Here is a 13,965-nt window from a genome sequence, read left to right on the forward strand (position 1 = left end):
CATGGTCGATTCACCGAATATCGAGCCGCCCGCGAGGGCGCGTCGCAGCTTCTTCGTGCCAATCCTTGCTGGGGCAACATTGCGCGAGCGCCTGGTCGGGTGCCTTGGGGCGCTGGCCGGCATTCTGTTGACCGGCATGATCAGCGGCAGCGTCTTTGGCGCTGGTGCCAGCCTTCCCTTGATCGTGGCGCCAATGGGAGCATCTGCCGTTCTGCTGTTCGCCGTGCCGGCCAGCCCACTGGCTCAACCCTGGTCAATCATCGGGGGCAATACGATCTCGGCCTTTGTTGGCGTCCTGTCGGCGATGTTCGTGCCGGACCCGCTGATCGCGACCGGTATCGGGGTTGCACTCGCAATTGCGGCCATGTCGTTTGCACGCTGCCTCCATCCGCCAGGCGGGGCAGCCGCTTTGACCGCGGTCCTTGGAGGTCCCGTCGTTGCGAGTTGGGGGCTTTGGTTTCCGCTGGTCCCGGTTGCGCTGAACTCCTGCCTGCTGGTTGGGCTCGGCGTCCTGTTTCACAAGCTTGCGAAGCGTAACTATCCGCATGTCCCGCTGCCCGTTTCAAATACGCATCAGACAGTCGACCCACCGTCGGACCGGCGTGTCGGTTTTACCGGTGCAGACGTCGACGCTGCTCTCGAGGCATTGGAGGAGACATTCGACATCAGTCGTGACGATCTCGAGCGGCTGTTGCGGCAGGTCGAGCTGCAGGCGGTCAAACGGGCGACACCACACATCCTGTGCAGGGATATCATGTCGCGCGACGTCATCAGCGTAGGCAACATCGACAACAGCGAACTGGCGCGCTCGCTTCTACTCAAGCACAATGTCCGAGTGCTGCCGGTCAAGGACGGTGACGGCCGGCTCGTCGGTACCGTCGGGCTCAGAGAGCTTTCAGAAGCCGGTGGCATGCTTTCGGACAATCTCGCGGTTCCAGTGACCGCTGGGGCGGATGACCGGGCAATGAGCCTTCTGCCTGCCTTGACCAGCGGCAGAATTCACGCCGTCATCATCGTCGACGATCACCACCAAGTCTTGGGCCTGATTTCGCAAACCGATCTGCTGGCGGCTGCGGCAAGAGCCATCCTCGAGAGCGGGGTCGCCGGCAACCAGGTGGCATAAATCCACCGGGACGGGCGATAGAAGGCCCTCCTGGCTGCGATCTCGGTGATCGTCCTGCCGGCGGTTCCCTCCGGTGTTCATCCGCAGCCTCCAGATCGCATGACGCTGGCACGGCAACCAAATGGCGCGCAATTCATGGTGTAGGCGCAACGGTCTACGCCTGTCCTCCGTCTGAGCTTTGTGCCGGCAAGTGGCAATGGGCACGTCACCGGCATGACATGGCAGCCGCGCGAATTCTTGTCAGTCATTTACGCAAACTTGTTATACAGATTTGACAAGTAGTCCGCGATCTGTCTAAGTATGTGTCATACAGGGTGGCGCGGGCAACCGGCCATGTTCGCATACCGGAGGAACAATGATCATCACCGACATCGAGGTGCGAGTCTTCCGCACGACGACGCGCCGCCATTCTGATAGTGCCGGTCACGCGCATCCGGGCCCGCCGCATCAGGTGGAGCAGGCAATGCTCACTGTGCGCACGGAAGATGGTCATGAGGGGCACTCCTTCACTGCGCCCGAAATCGTCCGCCCGCATCTGATCGAGAAATTCGTGAAAAAGGTCCTCATCGGCCAGGATCACCGGGATCGCGAGAGGCTGTGGCAGGATCTCGCCCACTGGCAGCGCGGCTCCGCCGCGCAACTCACAGACCGCACGCTGGCGGTCGTCGATTGCGCGCTGTGGGACCTGGCAGGCAGAACACTCAATCAGCCTGTATACAAGTTGATCGGCGGTTACCGCGACAAGGTGCTGGCCTATGGCTCCATCATGTGCGGTGATGAGTTGGAAAATGGCCTGGCGACACCAGAGGATTACGGTCGTTTCGCCGAGACGCTGGTCAAACGCGGTTACAAGGGTATCAAGCTGCACACCTGGATGCCGCCGGTCAGTTGGGCTCCAGATGTGAAGATGGATATCAAGGCCTGCGCAGCTGTTCGCGAGGCCGTGGGTCCGAACATCCGCCTCATGATCGATGCCTTCCACTGGTATTCTCGAACCGACGCGCTCGAACTTGGGCGCGGCCTTGAAAAGCTCGGCTTCGACTGGATCGAGGAGCCGATGGATGAGCAGTCGCTCTCTTCCTACAAGTGGCTTGCGGACAATCTCGACATTCCCGTGGTCGGTCCGGAAAGTGCGGCCGGCAAGCACTGGCACCGCGCCGAATGGATCAAGGCCGGCGCCTGCGACATACTTCGCACCGGCGTCAACGACGTCGGCGGCATTACGCCTGCCCTGAAGACCATGCATCTGGCCGAGGCCTTCGGGATGGAATGTGAGGTGCACGGCAACACCGCGATGAACCTGCACGTGGTGGCCGCTACCAAGAACTGCCGCTGGTACGAGCGCGGCCTGTTGCACCCGTTCCTCGAATATGACGACGGCCACGACTATCTGAAGTCGCTCTCCGATCCGATGGATCGGGACGGGTTTGTCCATGTGCCAGATCGGCCGGGGCTCGGCGAGGACATCGACTTGGAATTCATCGAGAACAACCGCGTACGGTGACGAGCGAGGTGATTGGGCAATGAAGACCGTTCTCGCCTTCGGCGACAGTCTGACCTGGGGTGCGGATCCGACAACAGGTCTGCGTCATCCGTCCGAGAGCCGCTGGCCTGACGTTCTCGGTCGGGAACTCGGCGGAGCGGCAAAGATCATATCGGAAGGGCTCGGCGGGCGCACCACCTGCTACGACGACCATGCCGGCCCCGCCTGCCGCAATGGCGCCAAGGCGCTGGAGGTGGCGCTTGCCAGCCACATGCCGCTCGATCTGGTGATCGTCATGCTCGGCACCAACGACATTAAGCCGGTGCATGGCGGACGCGCGGAAGGGGCCGTTTCCGGCATGCGCCGCCTGGCGCAGATCGTAGACACCTTTCCTTACAAACCGAGCGGGGCGAAGCCGAAAGTTCTGATCGTCGCGCCGCCGCCGTGTTCGCCCGGCCCAGGCGGGCACCCGGCGGCCGGCCGAAGCGTTGCGGAATCCGAGCGGCTTTCCCCGCTTTACCGCAAGCTCGCCACCGAACTCGGCCACGCGTTCTTCGATGCAGGCGCCGTCGCCCGTGGATCTGAGATCGATGGCGTGCACCTGGAAGCTGCCGCGACCGCCGCCATCGGACGGGCACTCGCAGCCCCCGTCGGCGCAATTCTAGCCTGATCCGTTTCAACGCCTGCGGAGGAGCAGGCGTGCGGGTCGTGAAACTGGTAGGCCGAAATCCGAAAGAGACGGCCGCAAAGGAGGAAGTATATGAGACACTTTTTTGTAAAAGCCGCGCTCGGCGCGCTTCTCGCCACGGCCGCGCCGATCGGCGTACTCGCCGAGACGCCCGCCGACCAGTTGGTCGTCGCAACCACCATGAGCAACATTCTTACGCTCGATCCCGCTGCCATCACCGGCCGCGAGACCGTGCAGGTGCTCAACAACATCTATGACACGCTGGTCGTCCTTTCGCCGCAGGACCGTAGCGTCCAGCCGCGCCTTGCCGAGCGCTGGGAAATTGCCGAGGATCGCAAGTCGATCCGCTTTCACCTGCGTGCCGATGCGACGTTTGCCTCCGGCAATCCCGTTACCGCCGGCGATGTCGCCTGGAGCCTGAAGCGACTGCTCGCCCGCAATCTGGCGCAGTCGTCCTTCCTCAAGACCCGCGGCTTCACGCTCGAGGATGCCGACAAGGCGTTCGTGGCCGAAGACGACCACACCTTCGTGATCAACCTGGCGAAGCCCGATGACCCGAACCTGCTCTTGATGATCCTGGCGCAAAACGGTCCCGGCTCCATTCTCGACAGCAAGACGGCACTCGAAAACGAGAAGGACGGTGACCTCGGTGCCGCATGGCTGACACTGAATTCAGCCGGCTCCGGTCCCTTTACGCTGAAGCAGTGGAAGTCGAACGAATACATCATCCTTGCCCGCAACGACGACTACTGGGGCGAAAAGGCCGCGATGAAGCGCGTCTTGATGCGCCATTTGCCGGAATCCCAGTCGCAGCGGCTGCTCTTGGAAAAGGGTGATATCGATGTCGCCTATTCCCTTCAGGCACCGGATCTGAAGTCGCTGGAGGCCGACAAGGCGATTACCATCGCATCGACGCCGGGCTCGGGGTTCTACTATCTCAGCGTCTCGATGAAGGACGAGCGCTTCGCCAACAAGAAGGTCCGCGAGGCTCTGCGTTACCTGATCGACTACGAAGGCCTCGACAAGGCGGTGATGCCCTATTACGGCAAGTTGCACCAGCGGCCGTTGTCGACCGGCGTTCTCGGCGCGCTGCCGGACGAGGGCTACAAGCTGGACGTGGAGAAGGCAAAGGCCCTGCTCGCCGAAGCCGGCTACCCCGACGGTTTCAAGACAACGCTCAGGGTTCTCTCCGAAGATCCGTTCATGAAGGCAGCGACGGCGATCCAGAACACGCTCGGCCAGGCCGGCATCCAGGCGGAACTCATCAGCGGTTCGGGCGACCAGATCTACGGCGCGATGCGGGAGAGAAACTTCGAATTGCTGGTCGGCCGCGGCGGCGGCGGTCAGCAACCGCACCCGGACAACAACCTGCGTTCCATCGCCTATAATCCCGACAATTCCGACGATGCAAAGCTGACCAACTACCAGAGCTGGCGCACCAGTTTCTACGACGAGAAGCTCAACAAGCTGATCGAGGAAGCATTGGTCGAGCGCGATCCGGCCAAGCAGGCCAAGCTCTATGAAGGTGTGCAGGGCTATATGGATGAGGCGGTCATGTCGATCCAGCCCTTCTCCGAAGTGATCGACACCGCCGCCTATCGCAGCGACGTCAAGGGTATGATCGTCAGCCCGTGGCTTTCACGTTTCGAGGGCGTGACCAAGGAACGCTGAAAACATCACCCGTGAGTCTTCAAAAAGCCGAGAGGCGCGTGCCGGCACGCGCCTTTCTTGCGTTTCGACGAGGCTGGATCCGATAATGGTTCCAGCGTGTGACGTCGCTCGACGGACAGATTTCTCTCCCTTGCAAGTGGGTTTCCTCGAGGCCGTAGTGGCCCGATGGGGCCTCCCGTTGGGCACATCCCGGCTGGTTCCGTTCTCAGGCAAGCCACGATGCCGGAACGCGTTTTCCGTACGCGGCTATGTTGAGAACGCAGCGGTGTTCGATGGCAATCGGTGTTCAGCCCGCATGCGGACATCGCGACGAGCTTGACCTTCAGGTTGCATGTAAGCCGCTTCACCGGCATTGTCCTCTAACAAACCAAGGGGGTCTCATGCCAAAGGTCGTTGGAATTGGCGGTGTGTTCTTCAGGGCGGCGGACCCGGCTCGGCTAGCGGAATGGTACGAGAGGCACCTTGGTGTTGATGACCTGCATAAGTCCGTGTGGCAGCAAGAGGCGGGAACGACGATCTTTGGGCCTTTCTCTCAGAACACCGATTATTTTGGACGAAGAGAACAACAATGGATGATCAACTTCCGGGTCGATGACCTGGATGGGCTGCTGGCAAACCTCACGGCAAGCGGGATCGCGGTGGAAACGCGGGCGGAGTGGGATTCGGAAGTCGGTCGCTTTGCCCGGATCCACGATCCCGAAGGCAATCCGATCGAGCTATGGGAGCCTACGAAGGAATGACGGCGAATGCACCGGCCAATCCATGCTCGGCGAGTGCAAACGAGGTCTGAGCTGGCCCGAAGATAACTGCTCTTGGCGCCTAAATGCAGCGCAGATTTTGCGCGGGCATCTCGTCTGAGTTCAGTGCGCGTTTTCGTATTCGAGCGAGGCGCCGATGAGTTCCCGGGCGTAAGGGTGGGTGGCGCCGTTTGCGGGGATTGCATCACGCGGCAGCACTTCGGTGATTTCTCCGTGCAGCATGACGGCAAAACGGTCGCACATATGGTCGACCACCGCCAGATCGTGCGTGACCATGATGTAGGTGAAGCCGCGCTCTTCGCGCAGGCGCTGGAGCAGGTTCAGGATCTCGGCCTGCACCGACACATCGAGCGCCGACGTGGGCTCGTCCAGAAGCAGGAGCGAAGGCTCCAGGATGAGCGCGCGGGCGATGGCGACCCGCTGTCTCTGACCACCGGAAAGCTGGTGGGGAAAGCGATCGAGGAAGGAAACGGGAAGGCCGACATCGGTGATTGCCTTGCGCATGCGCTCTTCGCGGTCGCCGAGCTTGTGGATCACCAGAGGCTCGGAGAGCACGGTGCGCACCGACTGGCGCGGATGCAGCGAGCCGTACGGATCCTGAAACACCATCTGCAGCGTGCGGCAGCGCTCGATGAGCGGCATCTCGCGCACCGACTTGCCGTCGATAAGGATGTCGCCCGTCCAGATGTCGGTCAGCATGGAGATGCACCGCAACACGGTGGACTTTCCCGAGCCGCTTTCGCCGACGAGCCCGAAGCATTCGCCGGGGCTGACCGAAAAGCTGACGCTTGGTAAGACCCTGACGGCGGCAGGGCCGGTGCCGAAGGTGATGGACACGTCGCGAGTTTCGACGGAAACGGACATCAGGCTTTCTCCTCCAGCCATTCGGGTTGGCGGTCGAGCACGGCGAGCGGCGCACGGCCCCCGCCAATGCGCGGCTGGGCTGCCAACAGCCCACGTGTATAGGGATGTTCCGCCTTGTCGAGGTCGTGGGCGGCGAGTGTTTCGACAACCCGGCCGGCATACATGATGAGAACGCGGTCACAGAAATTGCGCACCAGGTTCAGGTCGTGGCTGATCATGATGAGGCCGATGCCGCGGTCGCGCACGAGACCATCGAGGATGTTCAGCACCTGCAGCCGGACGGTGACGTCGAGCGCCGAGGTGGGTTCGTCGGCGATGACAAGGTCCGGATCGGCCAACAGCATCATGGCGATCATCACACGCTGGCCCATGCCGCCGGATATTTCATGCGGGTATTGGTCATAGACCCGTTTCGGGTCACGAATCTTGACTGCCTCGAGCATGGTGAGCGCCTTGTCACGGGACTCTGCCTTCGAGCACTTGAAGTGGCGCAGATAGGTCTCGGCAACCTGGTCGCCGACGCGCCGGATCGGGTTGAGCGAGAACTTGGGATCCTGAAGGATCATCGACATGCGACGGCCGCGGACTTTCAGCATCTCCTTTTCGGAGAGCGTCAGCAGGTCTTGTTCTCCAAAACGCAGCGTGTCAGCCGTGATCGTGGCGCCGGGCAGAAGGCGGAGCAGCGCACGCCCGACTGTGGACTTGCCTGAACCGGATTCGCCGACGATACCCAGCCGTTCGCGGCCGAGCGTGAAGGAGACCCCGCGGACGGCTTCAGACGAAGCGCCGCCATAGCGAATACGCAGATTTTCGAGTTCGAGAATCGGCTTTTCCATCAGGCTTACCTCCGGTTCATCTGCTTGGGATCGAGCGCATCGCGCAATCCATCGCCGAGCAGGTTGAATGCAAGGCTTACTGTCAGGATCGAAATGCCCGGGAAGGTGACAAGCCACCAACTGTCCAGCATGTAGCGGCGACCCGTCGCGATCATCGCGCCCCATTCGGGCAGCGGCGGCTGGGCGCCGAGACCGAGGAACCCGAGACCGGCGGCCGTGAGGATGACGGTCGCCATGTTGAGCGTCAGCCGGATGAGGACCGAAGGCAGGCACATGGGCATGATCGACTTGAAGATGATGCGCGCGGGCGATGCCCCCTGCAGCCTTGCGGCGGAGATATAGTCCGCCTTGCGGAAGGTCATGGCCTCGGCGCGGGCTAGCCGTGCGATCGGCGGCCAGGAGGTGAGCGCGATGGCGACGATGGCGTTGTTGAGGCTTGGCCCCAACGCGGCGACGAAGGCGAGCGACAGAATGAGGCTCGGAAACGACAGGAAAATGTCGGTGATGCGCATCATCACCGTATCGACCTTGCCGCCGAGATAGCCTGCGGTGGTGCCGATGATGAGGCCGATGGGGCCGACGACAATCGACACCAGGAATATGATCGTCAGCGTGATGCGCGCGCCCCAGACAAGGCGGCTGAAGATGTCGCGGCCAAGCTCGTCGGTTCCGAAGAGGTGCCCATTGCCCGGCGCCTGCAGCGTCAGGGCGAGGTCCTGCGCATAGGGATCATGGGTGGCGATCAGCGGCGCGAAGGCGGCGACCAGGACGAGCAGCGTCAGCACGGCAAGGCCGAAGGCTGATGTCGGGCTCTTCAGGAGGAACAGCACGATGTTTTTCAGCGCAAGAATCGGAGCCGGCAGACGGAAGGTGGTTTCGGTGCGTGTCGACATCAGCGTGTCCTCGGGTCGAAGATGCGGTAGAGAACATCGGACAGAAGATTGAGCCCGATGAAGATGACGCCGACGATCAGCACGCAGGTCATGACGGCATTCATATCGCCGGTGATGAGATTGTTGGTGAGGTATTGGCCAAACCCCGGCCATGCAAAAACCGTCTCGATCAACACGGCGCCTTCGAGCAGCGAACCGTAGGCGAGCGCGATGATCGTGACGAGCTGGACGCGAATGTTGATGAAGGCGTGTTGCCATATGGTCTGATTGCGCGAAAGTCCCTTCACTCTGGCCGTCGTCACATACTCCTGGCCGAGCTGGTCGAGCATGAAGCTGCGGGTCATGCGGGTGATGTAGGCGGAAGACGAGTAGCCGAGCAGGGTTGCCGGCAGAATGATATGGTTCACCGCCGACCAGAACACATCCATTTCGCCGGCAATCAAGCTGTCGATCAGGAGGAAGCCGGTGCGCTCATCGACGAGGCCGATATAGAACTGGTCCATCCGCCCGCTGCCGCCGACCAATCCAAAATGGGCATAGAAGACGATAAGAGCGATCATGCCCGTCCAGAAAATCGGCATGGAATGCCCGAAGAGACTGAAGACGCGCACGACATGGTCGGGCCAACGGTCCTTGTTGACGGCTGCGAACACGCCAAGTGGTACGCCGAGCCCCGCTCCGATGAGAATGGCGAAGGTGGCGAGTTCGATGGTCGCCGGCATGACATGCAGGATATCCTGGATGACGGGTTGGCCGGTACGGATCGAAGTGCCGAAGTTGCCGGTGAAGACGTCGCGGAGGTAATAGAAGAACTGTTCCCAAAGCGGGCGGTCGAGACCGAGCGAGCGATACACCTGTTCATAGGTCTCACGGGTCGCATCTTCGCCAATGATGGCGCGGACAGGATCGGCGGGCATCAGCCGGCCGATGAAGAAGGTCAGGAGAAGCAGGCCGAGCAGCGTGACCGCAATGGTCCCGATCTGCCCGGCCGCGCCATAGAAGCGTATGCGACGGTGTGACATGATTCCTCCGTTTGTCATTCGCCAGACGGTGCGGCGGTACAGGCTCCTATCCTGTATGACAACTTAACGAAATCTGTCACAGGTTGTTTGTGCTGTCAAGCCAATCCAGTCAAAGGAAGTCGTCGCGTCTCGGTGTGAAGCAGTCGATAAGCTCTCCCGCCTCCAGGCATTGGCAGCCGTGCTCGGTGTCTCCGGGGATGACGAGACTGTCGCCAGCTTTCAACTCGTGGGCTTCTCCGCCGCGGAAAAAGCGAAAGCGGCCACGTGCGACATAGGTCGATTGCACGTGCGGATGACGATGTAGCCTGCCTTCGGCGCCGCTTTCGAAGCGGAAGGACACGACCATGATCTCTGGTGAGTGGGAAAGCACCTGGCGGGTGATGCCGGTGTCAGTTGGGGTAATGGGAAAGGCGGGAAGGGTCATGGATGCCTCGTTGATGGTGTATGACACCATTAGCATACATGTACTGGCATCTGTATGACAAGCTACGACAGGTTAATATCTTCCGGGGACAGGGTGCGGGAGCGAAGCAGGAACTTGTAGCGATCGAGGCTGCCGCGAAGATGGGCGCGCATGCGCTCGCGCGCTGTTTCCGCGTCGCCTTCGATGATGGCGTCGACGATCAGACCGTGTTCCTCCTGAAGATGGAGGTTGTAGTCCTTCGGGCGCGAGCCGGGGGCGGAGCCCTGCAGTTCGCCGCGCGGGATGATGCCGGATCGGATCAGCTGGAGAAATTCCGGGAAACGGCGATTTTGAGTGGCCTCGGCGATGGCGAGATGCAGTTCGAAATCCGCGTCCCGTGTAGGGCTTCCTGTCGCCAGGCATTCGCCAACGTGATGGTGGGCCTCCAGAATCGCTTCAATCTGTGCGGCGGAGCGGCGCGATGCCGCAAGTCCTGCCGATTCGACCTCGAAGACCGTCCTGAGTTCCAGAAGCTCGATCACCGAAGAAATCCGTTCGGTGGTCAGATCCTTGAACGGCTGCTTCTTGCCCTCTGAGGTCTCGAGCGCGAAGATGCCCGCACCCTTGCGTGCCTCCACCAGGCCGTCGGCTCGCAGAATGGCGATCGCCTCACGCACCACGGTACGGCTGACGGAGTACTCGCGGGTCAGCGCGCTTTCGCTCGGAAGCCGGTCGCCTGGTTTGAATACGCCATCGGTCAGCTCGCGACGCAGGTCGGTGCTGATCTTCGCAGCCAGCGACGTGCCTCTGGCGTGATTGTTCTCGGCTTCCATTTCTGCTTCACCTGCATTGAACCTGTCTGGCATGTTATCGGTTATCTGTCCGAATGCAAGGGTGGGCTGTTTTAACCTGTCCTCTAGCGCGATGTTCGCAGTATGGCGCGATAGCGCGCCTGGCTATTCTTCAGGTGGGTGCGCATGGCGGCGCGAGCTGCCGTTTCGTCGCCATTCTGTATGGCGACGAGGATCGCTTCATGTTCCTCCGAGAGCCGCTCGATGTCGGCGGGGGGGAGGGCGGTCTCCTCGCCGCTCGCGGTCACCGCGCGGCGGGGAATGAGCGTCGGGCCGAGCATCTGCAAGAATTCGCCGAAGCGCGGATTGTTGGTCGCCTGGGCAATCGCGATATGAAAGGCGAAATCGGCCTCAGCGCTCGGTCGGCCTTCGGCCGAACTCGTGCGGAACGCGTCGAGGGCTTCGATGATCTTCTCTTCCTGGCCCGGCGAGCGACGCAGCGCGGCAAGGCCCGCCGCATCGCCCTCAACCGCCGTTCGAAGTTCGAGCATTTCGATCAGCGACGACACGCGGGCAAGGTCGACATTCTGAAACGGACGGCGCTCGGTCAAGGCGGGATCGAGAACAAAGACACCCGCGCCCTGGCGCGGCTCCACCAGCCCATCGGAACGAAGTGCGGCGATCGCCTCGCGCACCACCGTGCGGCTCACGCCGAAGTCCTGCGTCAGCTGTGCTTCCGAGGGAAGTCGGTCGCCGGGCTTGTGGTCCCCCTTGGCAATGCGCGCACGAAGCGCATCGGCAACCTTTACCACCAGCGTCGTGGCCTGCTGGGGAGCCGTATCTTGTGCGGTTGCTTTTGTCATGCACTGAGCCATTCGGTGAGTGAGGCGGTCATCCGCTGTTGATGGTGGATACGCCATTGCCGGGCAATGGCGCAATCCATCGCTAGATCGATTTCAGGTCCACGCATAACAGCACCTCCGGAATGTTCTGGTAGGAGACCGGCCTGAGGAACCTTCGGATCGAGAGCGTCCCGACGGACGTCGCGCCGAAGTTGGTTGAGGCGGGATAAGGGCCGCCATGGACCATGGCGTCGCAGACTTCGACACCGGTCGGATAACCATTTGCCAGGACGCGACCTGCCTTGCGCTCAAGGATCGGCAGCAGCCTGCGCGCCAATTGCGTGTCGGCTTCATCGAGATGCAGCGTGGCGGTGAGCTGACCCGCGAAGCTTTTGGCGACGGCGACCATTTCCTCGTTCGTCTCGACCGTGACGATCAAGCCGAGCGGACCGAATACCTCTTCGGCAAGCACGTGGTTAGAGAGCCAGTCCTTGGCGGAAACGCGGAAGAGGTAGGGCGTGGCGTTGCGCAAATCACAGGCGGTGGTGAGGACCTCGCGCACGCCTGCGCCCACAGCGATGCGCACGCTTCCCTCGCGATAGGTCTTCGCCATACCGTCTGTCAGCATGACCTGGGGGCCAACCTCGGCAAGCACGGTGCGGGTCGCCTCGGCGAATGCGTCCGCTTGGTCGGAAAGGATCACGGCGATGCCGGGATTGGTGCAGAACTGGCCGGCCCCCATGGTCAGTGAGTTCGCCCATCCCCTTGCGATCTGAGGCCCTCGGGCCTTTGCCGCTTCCGGCAAGATGAACATCGGGTTCACCGAACCGAGTTCGCCGAAGAAGGGAATGGGTTCGGGGCGTGAAACGCAGAGATCGAAGAGTGCGCGACCGCCAACAAGCGAGCCGGTAAAGCCGACCGCCTTGATGAGTGGGTGTGTGACGAGCGCCGTGCCGACGTCGCGGCGGCCGCCCTGGATCAGCGAGAATACGCCCGGATGGATCCCGCTTTTCCGGATGGCGGCCCCTGCGGCCTCGGCCACGATCTCGCTGGTGCCGGGGTGGGCGGAGTGCCCCTTGACGACGACCGGGCAGCCGGCGGCAAGCGCCGAGGCGGTGTCGCCGCCCATGGTCGAAAAGGCGAGCGGAAAGTTGGACGCGCCGAAGACGGCGACGGGACCGATGGGGCGCTGCAGGAGGCGAATATCGGGCCGGGGCAGGGGTGTGCGGTTCGGTAGTGCCTCGTCATGGCGCCGGTCGAGGTATTCGCCCTTGCGTATGTGGGAGGCAAACAGGCGCAATTGCCCCGTCGTTCGGCCGCGCTCGCCCTCCAGGCGGGCCGCGGGCAGGCCCGTCTCCGAAGTGCCGATCTCGGTAATTTGGTCGCCGCGGACGTCGATCTCCTCGGCAATGGCGTCGAGGAAGGCGGCGCGTGTCTCGCGTGAAGAATAGCCGTATGACCAGAAGGCTTCTTCGGCGGCCTCGGCGGCCTTGTTCACCAGATCGACCGTACCGACGGAAAATTCGAAGGCATCGCCGTGGGAAGGCTCGCTGCGGAACGTGGGCTGCGTAGCGAGCCATTCGCCCGCAACCAGATGGTTGCCATGCGGCACATAGGTCATTTCTTTACTCCTTGAAGATCGGATTATCGACGAAGCCGCCGCCCTGGAAGCGGACCATCGGGTCGCTCGACGCGGGTTTCGGGGTGTGGGTTGCGATGTGCGTGCGGAAAGCCTCGGCATTGTCCCTGGGCTTCCAGCCCAGCCAGCCGAGATGCGAGTTGTCCCACCAGCCGGCGTCGTTGGCGGAGCTGCCCCAGATGACCGGGCAACCAAGCGTCGGCGCACGGAAGACGGCATCGACCATCGCGGCGAAATCGCCATGGGAAAGCCAGGTCGACAACATGCGGTAATTGGTGGGTTCCTGCGTGCAGGAGCCGATGCGCACCAGCGCCGTCTCCTGCCCGAACTTGTCGAAATACATGCGGGCCAGCGCCTCGCCAAAGCATTTCGAAACACCATAGAGCCCGTCCGGGCGAAAGGGCGCGTCCGGCCCGAGGCGCTCGGTCTGTGGGTAGTAGCCGATGGTGTGATTGGAACTGGCAAAGACGATGCGCGGCCGGCCGTGGGCGCGGGCAGCCTCATAGAGATTGTAAAGACCGACGATGTTGCCGCCGACAATCTGGTTGAACGGCCGCTCGACGGAAACGCCGCCGAGGTGGACAATGCCGTCGCAACCGGAGACCATCTCATGCACTGCGGCCGCATCGGACAGGTCGCAGGCCATGGTCTCCTCATTCTGCTCAGGATGATCCAGAGGTGCAAGATCTGCGAGGCGAATGGTTTTGGCGAGCGGTGCAAGGCGTTTGCGCATCACCTGGCCGAGCTGGCCGGCCGCGCCGGTGATCAATAGGCGTCTCAATTCCGATTTCCTTTTGTAAATCGCGGCACTGCCCAGTGCATGCATGAGCCGATGTCAGGCGACATCGGCCGCAGGAAAAACGCTGCTGCGCGCTCCGACCTGATCGCGGTGAAGAGCGGTTGATCCTGATGAAGCGTCGGCCTTCCAGCCGACGCTCCGCGCCCAAAGGTC

The 13,965-nt window shown here is 62.1% G+C and carries 14 protein-coding genes; 5 read left to right on the forward strand and 9 right to left on the reverse strand.

All coding sequences use genetic code 11. The features are described from left to right. Position 1 precedes the first annotated feature (1 nt). The 5 genes from BLJAPNOD_RS33650 to BLJAPNOD_RS33670 all read left to right on the forward strand — a co-directional run bounded on the left by BLJAPNOD_RS33650 (position 2) and on the right by BLJAPNOD_RS33670 (position 5,705). Entirely contained in the window at positions 2 to 1,123 is a 1,122-nt protein-coding gene (locus BLJAPNOD_RS33650; protein WP_115423011.1) for an HPP family protein, read from the forward strand. A gap of 355 nt (positions 1,124 to 1,478) precedes the next feature. Further along, a complete protein-coding gene (locus BLJAPNOD_RS33655) occupies positions 1,479 to 2,627 on the forward strand; it encodes a mandelate racemase family protein (protein WP_077502324.1) in 1,149 nt (382 codons plus the stop codon). Positions 2,628 to 2,646: 19 nt separating this feature from the next. After that, positions 2,647 to 3,276, forward strand: a complete 630-nt coding sequence (locus BLJAPNOD_RS33660; RefSeq protein WP_115423012.1) for an SGNH/GDSL hydrolase family protein — start codon at positions 2,647 to 2,649, stop codon at positions 3,274 to 3,276. A gap of 90 nt (positions 3,277 to 3,366) precedes the next feature. Further along, positions 3,367 to 4,965: an ABC transporter substrate-binding protein gene (locus BLJAPNOD_RS33665; RefSeq protein ID WP_077502327.1), complete on the forward strand. Its 1,599-nt coding sequence runs from the start codon at positions 3,367 to 3,369 to the stop codon at positions 4,963 to 4,965. A gap of 380 nt (positions 4,966 to 5,345) precedes the next feature. Further along, entirely contained in the window at positions 5,346 to 5,705 is a 360-nt protein-coding gene (locus BLJAPNOD_RS33670; protein WP_077502328.1) for a VOC family protein, read from the forward strand. A gap of 120 nt (positions 5,706 to 5,825) precedes the next feature. Here BLJAPNOD_RS33670 and BLJAPNOD_RS33675 read toward each other — a convergent pair whose 3' ends face one another. From BLJAPNOD_RS33675 to BLJAPNOD_RS33715, 9 genes are all read right to left on the reverse strand, one after another. After that, positions 5,826 to 6,587, reverse strand: coding sequence for an ABC transporter ATP-binding protein (locus BLJAPNOD_RS33675; RefSeq protein ID WP_115423013.1), 762 nt, complete (start codon positions 6,585 to 6,587; stop codon positions 5,826 to 5,828). Then, positions 6,587 to 7,423 carry an ABC transporter ATP-binding protein gene (locus BLJAPNOD_RS33680; protein WP_115423014.1) on the reverse strand — a complete coding sequence of 279 codons (837 nt, stop codon included), beginning with the start codon at positions 7,421 to 7,423 and terminating at the stop codon, positions 6,587 to 6,589. The genes BLJAPNOD_RS33675 and BLJAPNOD_RS33680 overlap by 1 nt, the downstream gene beginning before the upstream one ends. A gap of 5 nt (positions 7,424 to 7,428) precedes the next feature. After that, positions 7,429 to 8,316, reverse strand: coding sequence for an ABC transporter permease (locus BLJAPNOD_RS33685; protein ID WP_115423015.1), 888 nt, complete (start codon positions 8,314 to 8,316; stop codon positions 7,429 to 7,431). Next, on the reverse strand, positions 8,316 to 9,338 hold the full coding sequence (locus tag BLJAPNOD_RS33690) for an ABC transporter permease (protein WP_077502333.1): 1,023 nt from the start codon (positions 9,336 to 9,338) through the stop codon (positions 8,316 to 8,318). Before BLJAPNOD_RS33690 ends, BLJAPNOD_RS33685 begins: the two co-directional genes overlap by 1 nt. Positions 9,339 to 9,447: 109 nt before the next feature. Continuing rightward, positions 9,448 to 9,762, reverse strand: coding sequence for a cupin domain-containing protein (locus tag BLJAPNOD_RS33695; RefSeq protein WP_077502453.1), 315 nt, complete (start codon positions 9,760 to 9,762; stop codon positions 9,448 to 9,450). Between the two features lie 62 nt (positions 9,763 to 9,824). After that, entirely contained in the window at positions 9,825 to 10,574 is a 750-nt protein-coding gene (locus tag BLJAPNOD_RS33700; protein WP_115423016.1) for a FadR/GntR family transcriptional regulator, read from the reverse strand. An 83-nt stretch (positions 10,575 to 10,657) separates the two neighbouring features. After that, complete coding sequence (locus BLJAPNOD_RS33705) at positions 10,658 to 11,395, reverse strand: FadR/GntR family transcriptional regulator (RefSeq protein WP_115423017.1); 738 nt, start codon at positions 11,393 to 11,395, stop codon at positions 10,658 to 10,660. Positions 11,396 to 11,477: 82 nt separating this feature from the next. Then, complete coding sequence (locus BLJAPNOD_RS33710; protein WP_115423018.1) at positions 11,478 to 12,995, reverse strand: aldehyde dehydrogenase (NADP(+)); 1,518 nt, start codon at positions 12,993 to 12,995, stop codon at positions 11,478 to 11,480. Between the two features lie 4 nt (positions 12,996 to 12,999). Continuing rightward, positions 13,000 to 13,794 carry an NAD(P)-dependent oxidoreductase gene (locus tag BLJAPNOD_RS33715; protein WP_115423189.1) on the reverse strand — a complete coding sequence of 265 codons (795 nt, stop codon included), beginning with the start codon at positions 13,792 to 13,794 and terminating at the stop codon, positions 13,000 to 13,002. Positions 13,795 to 13,965 lie beyond the last annotated feature (171 nt).

It is taken from the genome of Ensifer sp. M14, assembly GCF_003355565.1.
In the GTDB taxonomy this organism is placed as follows: Bacteria; Pseudomonadota; Alphaproteobacteria; order Rhizobiales; family Rhizobiaceae; genus Ensifer.